This window comes from Sphingomonas sp. HMP6 (assembly GCF_013374095.1).
Taxonomy (GTDB): Bacteria; Pseudomonadota; Alphaproteobacteria; order Sphingomonadales; family Sphingomonadaceae; genus Sphingomonas.
The window spans coordinates 1,179,406-1,196,866 of record NZ_AP022672.1; the positions used below are offsets into that span (position 1 = coordinate 1,179,406).

A 17,461-nucleotide genomic window follows, 5' to 3' on the forward strand; every position below is an offset into this window, starting at 1 on the left:
AAGGCTTAGCTCAAACCAACATGCACATCGGCCCTGCCCCCACGGACACTTTGATCGACCGTCACGGGCGCACCATCAGTTATTTGCGGATTTCGGTCACCGATCGCTGCGATTTGCGCTGCCGTTATTGCATGGCGGAACAGATGACGTTCCTGCCCAAGGCGGCAGTGCTGAGCCTCGAAGAAATCGCGATCATCGCCGAACATTTCATCGCCCGCGGTATCACCAAGATCCGCCTGAGCGGGGGCGAACCGCTGGTGCGGCGCGATGTCGGGGAGCTTATCAAGCGGCTCGGACGGCATGTCGGGGCCGGACTCGATGAGCTGACCATGACGACCAACGGCAATGCGCTGGCGGAACACGCTCCGGCGCTGGTTGCCGCCGGGATGCGCCGGATCAACGTCAGTCTGGACAGTCTCGATCCCGATACCTTCCGTTACATCACCCGCCACGGCGATGTCTCGCGCGTGATCGGCGGCGTCCGTGCGGCGCGCGACGCCGGGCTGGCGGTCAAGATCAACATGGTCGCGTTGAAGGGTCTCAACGATCGGGAAATCGCGCCGATGCTGCGCTGGTGCGTTGCGGAAGGGCTGGACCTCACACTGATCGAGACGATGCCGCTCGGCCAGATCGACGAGGATCGCACCGACCGATTCGTGCCCCTGCCCGCGGTGTTCGACGCTCTGTCGCGCGACTTCACCCTCGCGCGCGATTCGCATCGCAGCGGCGGCCCGGCGCGCTATTGGCGGGTGGATGGCAGCGCCACGCGGCTCGGCCTCATTTCGCCGCTCACCGGGAATTTCTGCGACACCTGCAACCGCGTTCGATTGACCACCGAGGGCGTGCTGTACACCTGCCTCGGCCATGACGATCAAGTCGATCTGAAGGCGATCCTGCGCGGCGAAGGCGTGGCCGGGCTCGACGCAGCCATCGACGCGGCAATGCTAAGCAAGCCGGCGCGGCATGATTTCGACATCGATGCCGCCGCCCCCGCCGTCGCGCGCCATATGAGCGTCACCGGCGGATGAGCGTGCCGCAGCGCCGCGCGCTCGTCGCCTCCCCCACCCCGCCCGCACAGGCGGCGGCGGCGGCGCTCGCCGATGCGCATGACTGGGTCGCACCGGAGGATGCCGAGCTGATCGTCGCGCTCGGCGGCGACGGCTTCATGCTGCAGACGCTCCACGCCATGCTCGAACGCCGCAAACCCGTCGTGCCGGTGTTCGGGATGAACCTCGGCACCGTCGGCTTCCTGATGAACGAATGGCGCGCGCATGGGCTCGACATGCGACTGGAGCGCGCCAAGTTGTTCAAGGTCGTACCGCTGGCAATGACCGCGACGACGGTGGCGGGCGAAACCTTCGCACTTCCCGCGATCAACGAGGTCTCGCTGCTGCGCGAAACGCGCCAGACCGCCAATCTGGAGGTCACCGTCAACGATCGCGTCGTCCTTCCGGAACTGGCGTGCGACGGTATCCTGGTGGCGACGCCGGCGGGCTCGACTGCCTACAACCTTTCGGCACAGGGGCCGATCCTGCCGCTCGGATCGAACATGCTGGCGCTCACCCCGATCAGCCCGTTCCGTCCGCGGCGCTGGCGCGGCGCGATCCTGCCCGACAAGGCGCGGATTCGGCTGCGCGTGCTCGATCCCGCCAAGCGCCCGGTCAGCGCGGTCGCCGATCAGCGCGAAATCCGTGATGTCGCTTTGGTGGAGATCGTGATCGAGCGCACGCGTGAGTTGACGCTGCTGTTCGATCCCGAGCATGCGCTCGACGACCGCATCACGATGGAGCAGTTCGTCGCATGATAGCGCTATACGATTGCGCCGCTGGCTCCCCGAGTTGGATTCGAACCAACGACCAAGTGATTAACAGTCACCTACTCTACCGCTGAGCTATCGGGGAACATGCGGTGGCGGGGCTATAGCAGCGACTTTCGCGAACGCGCAAGCGCCGTTTTCGCCTTTTCGAAATCAACGCTTTGCCGCTGGAATCGTTCGCTCCGTCACCTTGGGTTCATCTCAGCGTCGGTAGTATCGTGCGAGCAGATCGCGATAGCCGGAGCCTTGCGCACGATCGTTCGTTCTGCGCTTCATGGGTTGTCGGCACGGTATGCCGGACAGGCCGAGTCATTGGAGACTGAAATGCCGATACCTTCCCCTTCAATCCGCAAGTCGCTGGCAGTGGCGCTCGGTGCGGCGACGCTACTGACCTCGGCCTGCGCGACCGAATCGACCTATCGACCCGCGGTCGGTCGCGGCTTCGAACGCTCGGGCTACAGCGATCGCCAGATCGAGGAGAACCGCTTCATGGTCAGCTTTTCGGGCAACAGCTACACCTCACGCGAGACGGTCGAGAAATACCTGCTGTACCGCGCCGCCGAACTCACCGTGCAGCGCGGCTATGATTATTTCGTGTTCGCCGACCGCAACGTCGATCGCCGTTCGCGCACCTATTCCACGCCAGGGCTCGGCGGTGGTTTCGGCGGCGCCGGCTTCGGGGGCGGCTTCGGATATGGCGGGGGCTTCGGTGGCGGGTATTGGGGTCCGAGCTGGCGCTATCGTGGCGCTGGCTTCGGCTGGCGGAGCTGGGACCCGTTCTTCGGCGATCCCTTCTTCGACCGCGGCATGAATATCGATACGATCGATAAATATGAGGCGACTGCCGAGCTTATCGTCGGGCGCGGCCCCAAGCCCAAGGATAACATCCGCGCCTTCGACGCGCGCGACGTGATCAAGAACCTAGGGCCGGCGATCGTTCTGCCGAAATAAACCGGCACCGGCGCTCAAAAAAAAAGGCCCCGCGCGATGAGCGCGGGGCCTTTTTGCTGTCACACTGCGCCGTGGCAGTGCTTGTATTTGCGCCCCGATCCACATGGGCACGGCGAGTTGCGGCTGACCGTGCCTGACCATTCCGCCGGATCCTGCCCGATCTCGCTGCCATCGGGCTGCGGGATCGACAAGGGTGGCAAGCGTGTGGTGATCAGGCCGCTGCCGCCATCGCGATCATAGGTGTCGTCGTCGCCGGTGAACGGGTCGAAGTGCGATGTGATGAAGTCGGGCAGACTGGGAAGCGCAGGGGCCTCCTCGATCTGGAACTGCGCGAAGGAGATCGTGCGCGTCACATCCTCGCGAATATTGGTCAGCATCCGCTCGAACAGCGAAAACGCCTCCTGCTTATATTCGTTGATCGGCGTCTTCTGCGCATAGGCGCGCAGGTGAACGACCTGGCGCAGCGCATCGAGTGTCGCAAGATGCTCCTTCCAATGATGGTCGAGGTTCTGCAGCAGGATCGACTTTTCGACCCGGATCCAGGTTTCGGGATCGAGCGAGGCGGCCTTCTCGGCCATCATCTCGTCGGCCATCTTCTGGACGCGCTCCTCGATGATCTCGGGATCGATCGCCTCTTCCTCCAGCCACGCCTCGATTTGCGGCTCGATATTGAGCATCTCGGCGAGCCCGGCTTTCATCCCGGCAATGTCCCACTGCTCGGGATAGGTGCCCGGCGGGCACGCGCCACCGACGATCGTGTTGACCGTCTCGGCGCGCATATCCTCGACCACGTCGCCAACGGTATCGGCATCCATGATGTCGGCGCGCTGCTCGTAGATCACCTTGCGCTGATCGTTCATCACGTCATCATATTCGACGACCTGCTTGCGAATGTCGTAGTTGCGCGCCTCGACTTTTTTCTGTGCGGTCTCGATCGCCTTGGACAGCCACTTGCTGCCGATCGCCTCGCCATCGCCAATGTTCGAGCGCATCATCTTGGCAAACAGCGTGTCCGGCCCGAAAATGCGCAACAGGTCGTCGTCGAGGCTGAGGTAGAAACGCGAGAGGCCCGGATCGCCCTGGCGGCCCGAGCGACCGCGCAGCTGGTTATCGATGCGGCGGCTCTCATGTCGCTCGGTACCCAGCACGAACAACCCGCCGGCGGCGAGCACTTCGGCCTTTTCGGCCGCGATCTGCGCCTTGATCCGGGCGACCTCGGCATCGCGCTCGGGCCCCTCGGGCATCGCCGAAAGCTCGTCTTCGACCATGAATTCGAGATTGCCGCCAAGCTGAATGTCGGTGCCGCGCCCAGCCATGTTGGTCGCGATCGTCACCACGCTCTTGCGCCCCGCCTGCGCGACGATATGCGCCTCGCGTTCGTGCTGGCGCGCGTTGAGCACCTCATGCTTGACGCCTTCCTTGACGAGGAATTCGCTCAGCAATTCCGACTTTTCGATCGACACCGTACCGACCAGCACTGGCTGGCCGAGATCGGCGTGATGCTTGATCTTCTTGGCGATGGCAGCAAACTTGTCGGCGGTGTCCTTGTAGAATTCGTCTTCCTCATCGACGCGCTTAACGCCGACATTGGTCGGGATCGTCACCACGTTCATCTTGTAGATGTCGTAGAATTCCGCCGCCTCGGTCGCCGCAGTACCGGTCATGCCGCTGAGCTTGGGGTACATGCGGAAATAGTTCTGGAAGGTGATGGAGGCCATCGTCTGGTTCTCGGGCTCGATCTCGACGCCCTCCTTCGCCTCGACCGCCTGGTGCAGGCCATCGGACCAGCGCCGCCCGTCCATCATGCGGCCGGTAAATTCATCGATGATGATGACCTTGCCGTCCTTGACGATATAGTCGGTATCGGCCCGAAACATCATGTTCGCGCGCAGCGCTTGGTTCAGGTGATGCACGACCTGGGTATTTTCGAAATCGTACAGGTTCGCGCCCTCGAGCAGCCCGGCCGCCTCGAGCATACGCTCGACCTTTTCGGTGCCATCCTCGGTCAGGATGATCGACTTCTGCTTCTCGTCCTTCTCGTAATCGATCGGGCTCAACTCCTTCACGACCAGATCGACCGAGCGATACAGGTCGGACTTGTCGTCGGTCGGGCCGGAAATGATCAATGGCGTGCGGGCTTCGTCGATCAGCACCGAATCGACTTCGTCGACGATCGCCATCGCGAACGGCCGCTGCACCATCGATTCGCGATCATATTTCATATTGTCGCGCAGATAATCGAAGCCGAACTCGTTGTTCGTGCCGTAGGTAATGTCGGCATGATACGCGTCACGGCGCTGCTGGTCCGACAGGTTTGGCACGATCACGCCGACCGTCATGCCGAGGAAGGTATAGACCTGCCCCATCCACCCGGCATCGCGTGCGGCGAGATAATCGTTCACGGTGATGACGTGGACGCCCTTGCCCGGCAGCGCGTTGAGATAGACCGCCAGCGTCGCCACCAGCGTCTTGCCCTCGCCCGTGCGCATCTCGGCGATCTCGCCACGGTGAAGCACGATCCCGCCGACCATCTGCACATCGTAATGCCGCTGGCCGAGCACGCGCTTGGCGGCCTCGCGCACCGTCGCGAACGCCTCGGGCAGCAGATCGTCGAGCGTCTCGCCCGCCTCCAGCCGCGCGCGGAACTTCATGGTCTGCGCGGCGAGATCAGCGTCCGACATGGCCTGCAGCGACGGTTCGAACCCGCCGACCTTGTCGACAATCGATCCGAGCGATTTGACGTACCGGTCGTTCGACGACCCGAAAAGCGTTTTGGCAATGCCGCCGAGCATAGAGATTTCCTGAAATGAAGGGAGGTGGCCCGCGCGGCGCGCGGTGCCGAAAAATATGGTGAGGCAGCGCGATCAGCGCCGCAGGATCAAACCCGCAGGCGACCCAGATACAACGGCACGCGCGTTGCCGCGGGTGCAGGCAGATTCGATACCAGCGCGAACACCCGCTGCACACCAAAGGCTCCGAGCAGATGGACATGCGCGCGCGCCATCGGTGCGGCGGTTGCGACACGCTGCCGAATCGCGGTCGCAAGTGCCGACTGCTGCACGACCGCGGCAAGCGGACGCGCACCGACGCTTACGCCGGTCAGCGTCGAAAAAAGCGCGGAAAGAACGAGTAACCAGTTCATCGTGTGCCGCGCATGTAAGCGTTCGCCAGCGTAACGTCCATGACGAACTGTGGTTGCGGCCACGCGGGAGCCAGGCCCCGACGGTACGAAGACCGGAAATTTTGGAAAGATGGTGGAGCCGAGGGGGATCGAAAACCCGGTCCATAACCATTGGAAAACAAAGACTTTTTCTTTTCGCCTGTTACCGTTGCTATAGGTGGATGTAACACGTGCTCCGCAATGAATCAAATCGGATGGTAGACTATGCTGAGAAGCTAGACATGGCGTCGGGTGGCTCTTCTGTCAGATCAATGTGGGAGAGAAGTTCGTTGATAGTATCGATGCGATACTGAATCATACGAACCATCATCGGAGACCGAGCGTCAAAGTATTTCCAATGAAATAGACCGGCTTTATCGATGAACTCAGTCTCGCAGATCATGTAGTCTCTGAACTTATCGCGAGCCGCCTTCCAACCCTCAGCGCTATTAGGGTCGGTCCAGTCCCAAATCCTAATTGCCCTGTCGGCAACCTCATCTAAGCGGTTAAGTTCATTTTGAAGCCTCGTCACATTTCCTACGGGATATCCTTCTTTGGTCATAAGGTTGGGAAACAAACTTGGAGCATGGGCCGTAAATGCGGCCTCCACGCCCCTCATAACTGAGGCCACGATTAGACCGTTCGCTAATGCTAACTTTGGGTCCCATGAGTCTCTAGCATTAGGGTGGCCCATAGACTCAAGACCGATCTCGTGAACGAGCTGGTTCCTGAATGTGAATATGCTATCTAACACAGCGATCTGATCGCCTTGCACCCAGCATACCGTTGACCCTTCGGCTGTTCCGGTGAGCCATTCTTTGAGAGAAAATGGAAAGCCCAGCTCTTTAAATACTCTGCCAATTACCGAAAAGTATGACTCGGTGGTACTAACCTTTACGCTCGCGCCGACTAACTGAATAACCGAAGCCTTTTTCTCCACGGCCTGGACAATGACTTTGTCGCTTATTGTCCCCTTAATGTCATCGATACGGATGCTAGAAGGGTTGTAGGACAGCATATCCACTAAGCGAGATTTTGCATGCCATTCCAGACACGTTACGAATCCCACCGCGTAGTATGAGAATATCTCAGATCCGTACCACGGAGACCAACGCCGTTCTTCAGGGGTACTATCTTCGACGGTTTTACGAAGAGATATCAGATCATCTAGGAGCACATCTAACCGTTGCTCGGCCATGTAAGCGTTCAGGTAGTCGAGGGACGGATCACTATACCTGAGGGCAAAACTGATGAGCGGATGAGGCTGACTTGCGTTCAATTTCGACGTCCAAACTTGAGGTATCCGGCTCCCCGACATACACCAATCTGCCAACGACCAAAAAATGATATTGGTTTTTGAGAGGGCAAGTCCGACCAAAATAGCGGGCGTTCTCCCCCGTAGCCCCTAGCCCCACAACTTTAAGACCGCTGTCGGCAGGCCAACCCAAACGAGTGCACCGCTCGCAGCGGCCCCGGCGACGATCCGGGCCACGGGGCTGCGCACGACTGCAAGACCCGCAGCAAGCCTCGGATAGCCCGCGTCGATCAACGCCAACGTCTGCAACGTCTCAGCTTCCCATCGTGTCATCGAGATAACCTCCGCTCGCGCATCTAATAGCATCATGGCATTAGCCCGAGAGAACAAAACAAGACCACGATCAATTCAGCCCCTTGTCCACAACCCCCTAACGAACGTTTGACAATCTTGGACATGCGCCTAAATGGGCTGCTCACCACACGGAGCAAGCCCAGTGCGCACCATCAATTATTACCGTGTCTCCACTGCCAAGCAGGGGCGGAGCGGCTTGGGTGAAGCAGCACAGCGTGCCGCAATCGAGGCGTTTTGTGCAGAACGCGGATGCGAACAGGTTGCCGAGTACGTCGAGGTTGAAAGCGGAAAGCGGGATGACCGACCGGAGCTTATCAAGGCGTTGCAGCATGCGAAGGTCACCGGGGCGACACTCATCATCGCCAAGCTCGACCGCCTTAGCCGCAACCTCGCGTTCCTCGCCACTCTACAGGACGCTGGCACCAAGTTCATCGCGGCGGACATGCCGGAGGCCAATGAGGTCACCATTCACATCATGGCGGTAATCGCACAGGCGGAGCGGAAAGCAATTAGCCGCCGCACGAAGGAAGCACTTGCCGCTGCCAAAGCCCGAGGCACCAAGTTGGGCAATCCCGATGGTGCAGCAGCCTTTGGGGGAAGCCGTAAGATGCGGGCAGAACGTCCACAGCAGGCTAACCGGGCTGCACAGATCGCGGCACGCTCGGGCGGCAACGTCGCTGCGGTCGAAGCGATCAAGGCGAAGTCAGCAGCATTCGCAGCCGATGTTGCTCCTATCGTCGCTGCGATACGTGCCGATGGGCATAGTAGCTTGAGAGCCATTGCCGCCGAACTAAACGCTCGCGGGATCATGACCGCACGCGGGGGCAAATGGGGTCCTCAGTCCGTGAGCGATATAATTGGCGCTGGCCAGATCGCGGGGCACAACCACGCCGCCTGAGGCCGCAACTGCGCTGCCTGAAAGGCCGAAGACGCGATGATGCCCGGATCGCCACCAATGCGCTCACGGGGCTTGTGCCGGGGCTGGCGGGCATGCGGACTCCACGAGAGTGCCCCGGGGATGCCGCGCGGGGCCGCAGGGACCACCGGGCACGTTCTGATACCGTCTCCCACAGGGAAACAGGCGTAGTCCGTTCAGGATCGCATCAGGGCTGCGCGATAAAACCGAACCATGCCCGATCTAACTGCGACACTAACGGGGTTGAGCAAGTAGAATGCAGTTTCGCCAACCCTTCTGGCAAGGCCGGTTACATTAAACGCATATCTATTTGTGGACCGAAGGCGGGATGAGCCCATCTATACCTTCGATCGGGATACCCAAGTAGAATATGAACTAGGAAACCATAATAGGAAGCCTAGGTAGCGAACTCGTGACACCGACCCACTATAATCAGCCGGACACCCAAATAAGCACAAGGCGGTGCCGATAAATCACTCCGTCTGAGAGCCATCTCTATCCATCTTTGGGACTCAATATAACCGTCCGTCAATCGTTCAACCAATGTCAACCCGGAGAAATAATGCCGACTCTTACCGTGACGACCGATCTTATCGAAAGCCAGCAGGCCGCAACTTACTTCACCAATGCCGACAGACGCGTGATGATCGGCCTCAGGGCTACACTCGAAATGCTGCGGCTTCCTGTCCCTGAATATGCTCGCCGGAAGGCAACTGGGGTTACCCCGGCGAAAGCTGCCCTAGAGGCGTATAACCGGGACAATCCCCCGACACCCTCAACCGTGCTGGCAGATCGCAAACCCAATTCAGCCACAGCCTGACAGCCCTACCGGCTTAACCGCATTCCCATCTGAAAAGGACTGACGAGATAACTACCTTACGCGATACCCCAAACGACCTACGCCGTAATGCTGCGGAAATTGAGCAAGCCCGGTCTGATATTACCCAGCTAGAGCGCCTCACTAATGCCCGTGCCCGCCTGATCGAACTCCTTGCTGAGCATGACCGGCTGACACGGAAACATCAATCCGAGGTCGCCGCACGGGCCAAACTCGATGCCAATGCTCGGTTTACCGGCCTGTCCGGCATCGTCGTCGTTGATAAAACACCAGATGAGCAAGCGCTTCGGTCTAGCTATGAGATCACCTATATCGCTCTCACCTATGACATGTTTTCGAACAAGTCCTTGCCTGCATCGAACACCATTGTCGGCTTTGACAGCCTGCCGTCGAACGTGCTGGCGTACCTTATCGAGCGTCATCCGGACCAGATTCCCGACAAGATCATGCGGCTTGCGCCTAACCCTGCCGATGCCTTCAATCGGTTCTTTGTGGGCTTAGCTCGTGGTCACCTGACCGCATCCAATCATGACGTTTCCCCGGTGCGTGGAGCATGAGCAACAGGACGTTGGCGGGGCTACGCCGAACGGCCCCGGTAGAAGACCGGTATTCCCCGGTTTTCTCTCAGCGGGCTAATCAGATGCAGCGTCCCAGCCACACCCGCTACATCACCGTGAAACTACGCCCTCAGTCGCTCGACGAGTTACGGACTGTGTGCGGGCAATACGGGGATGCGGCGGTACGTGAAGCATCTTGGGGTGCCGTGTCTGGGTTCCTGATGGGCATGTCCCCGGAAGTGCAACTTTCGAACAGCGTGGCGGTCGCCGTTGGGGCAATCAATTTGTGTCGCAATGCTGATCGCGCTCGGGGTTACCCCAGTCTGTCTGGCAAGCCACAGCCAAACGAACTGCCTAGCCTTTCGCCGGAATTGCAGGCGGAGGCAGTGCGGGTAGCCAACGAAACGGTCGAGGATTGGAAGCAGGTGGGAAGCCCTCACCTGCTGATTCCGACGAAGTCGCCCCCCGTTTCCGAGATGATCGCGCCCCCTGATTCCGAGATGATGTCGCCCCCCGGAAGCGGGGCCTTGTCGGCAATGATCGTTGTTGTTTCGTTCGGTGCTTACGTCAAGCGATCTGGCTGGTTTTCGCACGCCGCATGCTATCGCCATCGAGGTCGAGCCGATGGGCGTTGTGGACGAGGCGATCGAGGATCGCGTCGGCATAGGTCGGATCCGCGATCACCTGATGCCAACTGGCGATGGGCAGCTGGCTGGTAACGATCGTCGAGCGCCGCCCGTAGCGTTCTTCGAGGATCTCGAGCAGATCGTGGCGCGCGAGTGCGTCGAGCGGCTCCAGGCCCCAGTCGTCGAGGATGAGTAGCTGCACGCCGCCGAGCTTTCGCAGCAAGCGTTCGTGACGACCATCCCCGCGGGCAAGCGCGAGGCTGGTGAACAGCTTGGGGACGCGCTGATAGAGCACCGAGCGATCGTCGCGGCAGGCCTTGTGACCAAGCGCGCAGGCAAGCCAGCTCTTACCGACCCCGGTGGGTCCGGTGATGACCAGATTGTCGTGGGCGGCGATCCAGTCGCCGACCACGAGCTTCACGACCAGCGCGCGGTCGAGCCCGCGGGGTTTGCGATAATCGATGTCCTCGGGCGAGGCCTGATGGCGCAGCTTGGCGAACCGCAGCCTGGCGGCAAGCTTGCGATCGTGACGGACGCCCCATTCGCGATCGAGGAGGAGTGCCAGCCATTCGGGATGGGTAAGCCGATCCGCTTCGGCATTGGTGGCAAGTTCGTCGAACGCCCTGGCCATACCGGCCAGGCCCATTTCGTTCAGCCGATCAAGCGTCGGATGTGCGAGCATCGTCGTGTTCCTTTCAGTGATAATAGCGTGAGCCCCGGATGTTGGGATGATCGACCGGCGGGCTCTCAACCGGAGGCGATGACGGGATCTGGTCGAGGTTCTTGTCGAGGATCGATCTGACCGAGCCGTAGGTGAGCGCACCGATATCGAGCGCGCGCGAACAAGCCGCTTCGATCCGCTTGGCACCGAAGCTGCGCGTCATGCGCATGATGCCCATACAGGCCCGGAAGCCCTGCTCGGGATGGCGCCGTTCAACGAGGATCTTCTCGCACAGCAATGCCGTACATGGCCCGATCGCGGTCGCATCGCGCGCGATCCGCTCTACTGTCCAGTCGGCAAAGCGCCGGTGCGACGAGGGCATATGCTCCGGGATCGTGGTATGGCGGCCATTGCCCGAGCCGCGCATGTGCGCGGCGATCCGCTCGCCCTTGTGGAACAGCTCGATGGTCGCCGCGGTGATCCGCGCTTCGATCGGCTCGCGTGCGAAGCGGTATGGGACGGAGTAATAATGCCGCTCGATCTCGACGTGATAATCGAGTCCTGCGCGCCTGCGCCGCCATTCGGCGTAGACATAGGGCTCGGCTGGCAGCGGCTTCAGCGCGGGCCGGTCGATCTCTTCGAACAACTGACGACGCGTCTGCCCAACCCGGCGCAGCACGCGCCGATCGTTCAACTCGGCAAGCAACCCGGCGATCGCGGCGTTCAGTTCGGCCAGGCTGTAGAAGATCCGACGCCGAAGGCGTCCGAACAGCCAGCGCTCGACGATCAGCACGGCAGCTTCGACCTTTGCCTTATCGCGCGGGCGGCGCGGCCGCGTCGGCAGCACCGTGCTGTAGTAATGCGCCGCCATCTCGGCATAGCTGCGGTTGACCTGCGGATCGTAAAGACAAGCCTTGATCACCGCGACCTTCGCATTGTCGGGCACGAACAGCGCCGGCGCACCGCCGAACATTGCGAGCGCGCGCGTGTGCGCCGCCAGCCAGTCGGGCAGCGTCTCGGTCCAGCTTCCCTCGGCATAGGTCAGGCTGGACGCCCCCAGCACCGCCACGAAGATATGCGCGTCACGCACTTCGCCCGTCAGTCGGTCGATCACCACCGCGATCTTGTCGCCCGCATAATCGACGAACAGCTTGTCACCCGGCGCATGGTTCTGACGCATCGTAACCGGCAGCTTCATCGCCCAGCCGCGATACAGGTCGCAGAATCGGCTGTAGCGATAGCCGGTCGGATGCTCGGCGATATACTCGTCCCACAACACCTGCAGCGTGACATGCTTGCGCTTCAGCTCGCGATGAACTTGCGCCCAGTCGGGTTCGGGACAGCGGCGGTGGCCGGTCTTCTTGCCCGCATCGCGGTAGAGTGATGCCTCCAGCGCAGCATCGCCGAGCGTCTCGTCCAGCGGCCATCTCAGTCCCGCATCCGCGACACGCTTCAAGGTCGCCCGCACCGTCGAGGGCACCGCACCCACGCGCAGCGATATCGCCTTGTATCCCAGCTCCTGTTCGAACCGGTATCTCATCATCTCGCGGACACGTCGCATACTCACCCTTCCCGCCGGCATCATTCACTCCTTCGGACAGACCCAAAGGAGCGACGATAACCCTGCCGGCGATCCCGGTCCGACCCACCCCGCAAGGGGGCGACATCATCTCGGAATCCGGGGGCGACTATTTCTCGGAATCCGGGGGCGGCATTATTTCGGAATGAGGGGGCGGCTTGCCTCGGAATCAGCACCTCACCTGTTGCGCGCTATCGCCAGCACCCACGAAACTATCGCCGTATATCGGCGGCGGAATCCCAACCCCGAAGGAACCTCGATTTGACGACAATGACGACGAAGGAGCGCGCTCAGGTGAACGCCGCCCTGTGTATCATCCACGACAACGGACTTAATGCCAGCGCCATCACACAGGCAGCTACCGTCAATATCGCGAGGGGCCTAGCGCCCGGTGCCGCCTACGGCTTGGCGCTAAACGCCTTCGCAGGGCAACACGCCGATCTAGCGCCGATGCTGTCAAAGGTTACCCGGTTGATCGGCGCAAGCTCCCCGGAATCCATCGTTACCTATGACCGCGCCCTGACCGAGTACATCGCCACCGGCAATGATGCCGCCATGAACGCCTTAGCCCCGATGATCGCAGCGGACAGCATGGCGCTCGCTATCCGCGCCGGGGAAATGAAGGCAGGCGACACGGGAGAGGCAGCACTGGGGGCCGTCCCTAGCCCTGCCATGCAGCAAGCGTTTTCTGATGTCAGCACTACCCCTGAGGAACCTTCCCCGACCGACTCCAATGGGTATCAGCTATCGGCGGTTGCCGGTGCAGGCATGGTTGCAGCAAAGGCTAATCTTGCGCCTGCCCACTACAGCGGATTTGCCCCCGACGTGTCCGCATTCAACGGCCTTACACTTGAGGCAATGCGGGAAGCGGCACGGGTATCAGCCGCCGGGCATTCATCCGTGACCCCGGACAGCGGTAGCATCTAGGGAAAAGCGGACAGGCAGGAAACGCCCAAAGTCGGTCGTTCCCACGTTGCTCAGGTTCCCCTTGGGAGATATCGTGCTCGAGTGTTCGATGATCCAGACGAAGAGGCGGATCTGGATGCGGCGGTGACAAAGCAGGCCATCGGAACGCCGGCGGTGTGCTGAGCGTGGCGGAGTAAAATCCGGCCGTTGGTAAGGTTGCTTCTTTTGGGAGCGGCCGGGGATGTTTGCCGTGGAGAGCTATGCCGCCGTTCGGCGCTTCGTGTTCGTTGAGGGTCACAGCCGTCGGGAGGCAGCGCGGGTGTTCGGGCTGAACCGGGAGACGGTGGCCAAGATGTGCCGGTTCTCACTGCCGCCGGGATATACGCGCAAGGAGCCTGCAGCGAAGCCGAAGCTGGGGCCGCTGCTGCCGGTGATCGATGCGATCCTGGAAGCGGACCAGACAGCGCCGGTGAAGCAGCGGCATACGGCCAAGCGGATCTTCGAACGACTGCGCGACGAGCATGGCTTTGCCGGCGGATATACCGTGGTGAAGGACCATGTTCGGCTCTGCCGGGCACGAGGGCGCGAGACGTTCGTGCCGCTGTCACACCCGCCGGGTCATGCGCAGGTGGATTTTGGCGAGGCGGTCGGCGTGATCGGCGGCGTGCGTCAGAAGATCCACTTTATGTGCATGGACCTGCCGCAGTCGGATGCCTGCTTTGTGAAGGCCTATCCGCGCGAGACGACGGAGGCGTTCCTCGACGGGCATGTGTCGGCGTTCGCGTTCTTCGGCGGCGTGCCGCTGTCGATCCTGTACGACAACACGACGATCGCGGTGGCGAAGATCCTGGGCGACGGGAAGCGTGAACGCACGCGGGCCTTCACCGAGCTGTGCAGCCACTATCTGTTCCGCGATCGCTTCGCACGGCCGGCCAAGGGCAACGACAAGGGCAAGGTCGAAGGGCTGGTCAAGTTCTCGCGCGCCAACTTCATGGTGCCGGTCCCGCACGCTGCCAGCTTCGACGATCTGAACGCCATGTTGGAAGAGCGCTGCCGCGCTCGACAGCGCGATCGTGCCGGCCGCCATGCCGAGACGATCAGCGAGCGGCTGGTGGCCGATCGCACAGCGCTGCGGGCGCTGCCAGCGGTGCCGTTGGAGCCCTGCGAGAAGCGCAGCGGGCGGGTCTCGTCGATGGCGCTCGTGCGCTATCGGACCAACGACTACTCGGTGCCGACCGCCTACGGCTTCCAGGACGTGGTGGTGAAGGGCTTCGTCGCCGAGGTCGTGATCCTGTGCGGCGGCAAGGAGATCGCTCGCCACCAGCGGTGCTATGGCGAAGGCGTGTTCGTCGCCGACCCGCTCCACTATCTGGCGCTGATCGAAACCAAGCCCGGCGCGCTCGACCAAGCCGCGGCGTTGCAGGGCTGGGCGTTGCCGGACGTGTTCCAGCACCTGCGACACCTGCTCGAAGCGCGGATGGGCAACCGGGGCAAGCGTGAGTTTATCCAGGTGCTGCGCCTGCTGGAGGCGCTGCCGCTCGACATCGTCACGGGTGCCGTAACTCACGCGATCCAGATCGGCGCGGTCGGGTTCGATGCGATCAAGCTGATCGCGCTGGCGCGCATCGAGCAGCGACCTGCCAGGCTCGACCTGGCGGCGTATCCGCACCTGCCGCGAACGGCGGTGAAGACGACCTCGGCCGCCGATTATGCGGTGCTGGCGGCATGAGCGGCGCACCCGATACGATGCCGGTCGGCACGATGAGCGGCACGCCGCAGGTGCTGCTGGCCCATCACCTCAAGCAGTTGAAGCTGCCCACCGTGCTGCGCGAGTATGACAAGGTGGCCCGCGAGTGCGCGCGCGATGGCACCGACCACCCGCGCTATCTGTTGCGGCTTATCGAGCTCGAGTTGATCGATCGCGAACGGCGCACGATCGAGCGGCGCATCCGCGCGGCACGGTTCCCGGCGGTGAAGAGCTTCGACACGTTCGAGTTTACCGCGATCCCGAGCCTCAACAAGATGCTCGTCCTGGAGCTTGCCCGCTGTGAGTATGTCCTGCGGCGAGAGAACATCATCGCGCTGGGCAACAGCGGCACGGGCAAGACGCATGTCGCGCTCGCCCTCGGTCTGGCCGCCTGCCAGAAGGGCTTTACCGTGACGTTCACGACCGCCGCCGCGCTGGTCAGCCAGCTGCTGGAAGCGCGCGACGAACGGCGCCTGCTGAAGATGCAGCGCGACCTTGCAGCGGTGAAGCTGCTGATCATCGACGAGCTTGGCTATGTGCCGCTGTCGCCCACGGGCGCCGAGCTGCTGTTCGAGGTGTTCTCCCAAAGGTACGAGCGTGGCTCCACGATCGTCACCTCCAACCTGCCGTTCGAGGACTGGACCCAGGTGCTCGGCAGCGAGCGGCTCACCGGCGCGCTGCTCGACCGGCTCACTCACCACGTCAGCATCCTGACGATGAACGGCGACAGCTACCGGCTGAAGCAGTCCGCCGGCCGTCGACGCTCGGCCGCAAGGGCAGAGCAAAACCAGGGCACCGAGATCATCGACCCCGAAACCGGCGAGATCACCGACACCTGATCGACGACGACAACGATATGAAGAGGGCCCCGATCGGGGCCCTCTTCATATCGTCAGGCCCGCATCAACAATGGCCTGCTTTTACTCCGCCCCGCTGGCCTGGAATCCGACCGGCGTTGACACGGATCGCCGGTGGTGCGCCAAGCAGCGTGAGCAGGTCATTGCCTACCTGTCCGAGGAAGGCTTCCGCGCGCCAGCCGTGGGGGATTGGCCCGCGTGGCACGTCACCCCTGTTGTGTCCGTCTGGGCTGTTGAGAGCATTGAGCATCCCGGAGCCGTTGGCTGGTGGGCTGTTTCCGGCGACTTTCCAACCGATTACATAATCTGTTCGGGAGATCGGAACCCGCGCCAAGCGCTTCGCGACATCGGCGACCGCTGGGGACAAGCCGCCGCGCGTTGGCTTGACGAGAAGCCTGCGGAAGGCTTCCAGCTACGAAACGCTGCGCACGAGCATGAACTGGCACCATTGCTTGCAACCCGTGCGCAACTGTTCCTCGACTTCGCAGCCGACGACCGCAATTGGGAGCAATAGCCGCCCGTCGGCTTGCCACCACTTTGAGACATACAGGCGACGAGCCGCTAGACGCCTATGTTGAGCCCCGGCACCCTGTACATTGCCATACCCGCGACCAATCGATGCAGCGGATACCCATTTCCGTACTCATCCGCAGTGTCGCCGGGGCTGTGCCCCATGATCTGACGTTGCACACCTTCGATGATGCCAGCACTACGGGCGTAGTGTTTGAAGGTATGGCGGAAGGAATGGAAAACCATGCGCTTATCGGTGATGCCGCAGGTGGTTCGCATATATGGGCCAAACCACTCACCCCATTTGGCGGACAAGCGCCCGTAGACGTTGGCTTTGAGCATCGGGAATAGGCGAGCGGTATTGGCGGCAATCGCTGCCTCTACGAAAGCGATGAAGCCCAATCGCACTAGTTCCGGGTGAAGGGGCACAACGCGCTCACTGTCAGCGTTCTTCAATCGGGTGTCGGTTTTGGCGTCGTCCTTCCGATCCTCGGTAACGCGAATGAACCAGCCGCGCTGATCGCCCCCATCCGCATCCGGGTAATCCATCTGAGCGACATCACCGGGGCGTAGCTGGCCTAGTTCCTCTAGCCTGATCTATTCACCGGCAGCGTTTCTCAGCCGATGGGTCAGCGCAGGCGTCGTGTAGCCGCAGGCAGGGCGCATGGGTCCCAAGCGCCTGTCTCATCGCGGGTTCACAGTTTGGGGCGGAGTTGATGGGCGGGGTT

Annotated in this window: 17 protein-coding genes and 1 tRNA gene; 10 read left to right on the forward strand and 8 right to left on the reverse strand. The window is 61.7% G+C overall.

Translation table 11 applies throughout. From position 1 onward, the window contains the following. The first annotated feature begins 20 nt into the window (after positions 1–20). Together moaA and HMP06_RS05960 are read left to right on the forward strand one after the other, a co-directional pair. A complete protein-coding gene (gene moaA / locus HMP06_RS05955) occupies positions 21–1,028 on the forward strand; it encodes a GTP 3',8-cyclase MoaA (protein ID WP_176496272.1) in 1,008 nt (335 codons plus the stop codon). After that, on the forward strand, positions 1,025–1,804 hold the full coding sequence (locus HMP06_RS05960) for an NAD kinase (protein ID WP_176496273.1): 780 nt from the start codon (positions 1,025–1,027) through the stop codon (positions 1,802–1,804). Before moaA ends, HMP06_RS05960 begins: the two co-directional genes overlap by 4 nt. Before the next feature lie 22 nt (positions 1,805–1,826). Here the strand turns inward: HMP06_RS05960 and HMP06_RS05965 are convergent. After that, positions 1,827–1,901: transfer RNA gene (locus HMP06_RS05965), tRNA-Asn, on the reverse strand. 239 nt (positions 1,902–2,140) lie between these two features. Between HMP06_RS05965 and HMP06_RS05970 the strand changes: the two genes are divergently transcribed. Beyond that, positions 2,141–2,767, forward strand: a complete 627-nt coding sequence (locus HMP06_RS05970; protein WP_176496274.1) for a CC0125/CC1285 family lipoprotein — start codon at positions 2,141–2,143, stop codon at positions 2,765–2,767. 59 nt (positions 2,768–2,826) lie between these two features. On the opposite strand, the gene secA is transcribed toward HMP06_RS05970, so the two are convergent. From secA to HMP06_RS05985, 3 genes are all read right to left on the reverse strand, one after another. Beyond that, complete coding sequence (gene secA / locus HMP06_RS05975) at positions 2,827–5,559, reverse strand: preprotein translocase subunit SecA (RefSeq protein WP_176496275.1); 2,733 nt, start codon at positions 5,557–5,559, stop codon at positions 2,827–2,829. A gap of 86 nt (positions 5,560–5,645) precedes the next feature. Beyond that, positions 5,646–5,972 (reverse strand): hypothetical protein, encoded by a 327-nt coding sequence (locus HMP06_RS05980; protein ID WP_232089880.1) that lies wholly within the window; start codon positions 5,970–5,972, stop codon positions 5,646–5,648. A gap of 178 nt (positions 5,973–6,150) precedes the next feature. After that, positions 6,151–7,206 carry a hypothetical protein gene (locus tag HMP06_RS05985; RefSeq protein ID WP_176496277.1) on the reverse strand — a complete coding sequence of 352 codons (1,056 nt, stop codon included), beginning with the start codon at positions 7,204–7,206 and terminating at the stop codon, positions 6,151–6,153. Between the two features lie 472 nt (positions 7,207–7,678). Here HMP06_RS05985 and HMP06_RS05990 point away from each other — a divergent pair, with 472 nt between their 5' ends. Together HMP06_RS05990 and HMP06_RS05995 are read left to right on the forward strand one after the other, a co-directional pair. Beyond that, positions 7,679–8,434 carry a recombinase family protein gene (locus tag HMP06_RS05990; RefSeq protein ID WP_232089881.1) on the forward strand — a complete coding sequence of 252 codons (756 nt, stop codon included), beginning with the start codon at positions 7,679–7,681 and terminating at the stop codon, positions 8,432–8,434. Between the two features lie 580 nt (positions 8,435–9,014). Then, positions 9,015–9,272 (forward strand): hypothetical protein, encoded by a 258-nt coding sequence (locus tag HMP06_RS05995; protein WP_176496279.1) that lies wholly within the window; start codon positions 9,015–9,017, stop codon positions 9,270–9,272. Between the two features lie 128 nt (positions 9,273–9,400). Here the strand turns inward: HMP06_RS05995 and HMP06_RS06000 are convergent, their stop codons facing one another. Next, a complete protein-coding gene (locus HMP06_RS06000) occupies positions 9,401–9,571 on the reverse strand; it encodes a hypothetical protein (RefSeq protein WP_176496280.1) in 171 nt (56 codons plus the stop codon). Positions 9,572–9,619: 48 nt separating this feature from the next. On the opposite strand from HMP06_RS06000, the gene HMP06_RS06005 reads away from it, so the two are divergent. Beyond that, complete coding sequence (locus tag HMP06_RS06005) at positions 9,620–9,847, forward strand: hypothetical protein (protein ID WP_176496281.1); 228 nt, start codon at positions 9,620–9,622, stop codon at positions 9,845–9,847. A 567-nt stretch (positions 9,848–10,414) separates the two neighbouring features. Here the strand turns inward: HMP06_RS06005 and istB (HMP06_RS06010) are convergent. Beyond that, entirely contained in the window at positions 10,415–11,155 is a 741-nt protein-coding gene (gene istB, locus HMP06_RS06010) for an IS21-like element helper ATPase IstB (RefSeq protein ID WP_176495471.1), read from the reverse strand. A gap of 13 nt (positions 11,156–11,168) precedes the next feature. After that, positions 11,169–12,695: an IS21 family transposase gene (istA, locus tag HMP06_RS06015; protein WP_176496194.1), complete on the reverse strand. Its 1,527-nt coding sequence runs from the start codon at positions 12,693–12,695 to the stop codon at positions 11,169–11,171. 288 nt (positions 12,696–12,983) lie between these two features. Here istA (HMP06_RS06015) and HMP06_RS06020 point away from each other — a divergent pair, with 288 nt between their 5' ends. From HMP06_RS06020 to HMP06_RS06035, 4 genes are all read left to right on the forward strand, one after another. Further along, a complete protein-coding gene (locus tag HMP06_RS06020; protein WP_176496282.1) occupies positions 12,984–13,640 on the forward strand; it encodes a hypothetical protein in 657 nt (218 codons plus the stop codon). A 220-nt stretch (positions 13,641–13,860) separates the two neighbouring features. Next, positions 13,861–15,348, forward strand: coding sequence for an IS21 family transposase (gene istA, locus HMP06_RS06025; protein ID WP_176495463.1), 1,488 nt, complete (start codon positions 13,861–13,863; stop codon positions 15,346–15,348). 17 nt (positions 15,349–15,365) lie between these two features. After that, on the forward strand, positions 15,366–16,205 hold the full coding sequence (istB, locus tag HMP06_RS06030) for an IS21-like element helper ATPase IstB (protein ID WP_269473422.1): 840 nt from the start codon (positions 15,366–15,368) through the stop codon (positions 16,203–16,205). A gap of 70 nt (positions 16,206–16,275) precedes the next feature. Next, positions 16,276–16,737 (forward strand): DUF4826 family protein, encoded by a 462-nt coding sequence (locus HMP06_RS06035; protein ID WP_176496283.1) that lies wholly within the window; start codon positions 16,276–16,278, stop codon positions 16,735–16,737. A 47-nt stretch (positions 16,738–16,784) separates the two neighbouring features. Here the strand turns inward: HMP06_RS06035 and HMP06_RS06040 are convergent, their stop codons facing one another. Beyond that, positions 16,785–17,282 carry a hypothetical protein gene (locus HMP06_RS06040; protein ID WP_176496284.1) on the reverse strand — a complete coding sequence of 166 codons (498 nt, stop codon included), beginning with the start codon at positions 17,280–17,282 and terminating at the stop codon, positions 16,785–16,787. Positions 17,283–17,461 lie beyond the last annotated feature (179 nt).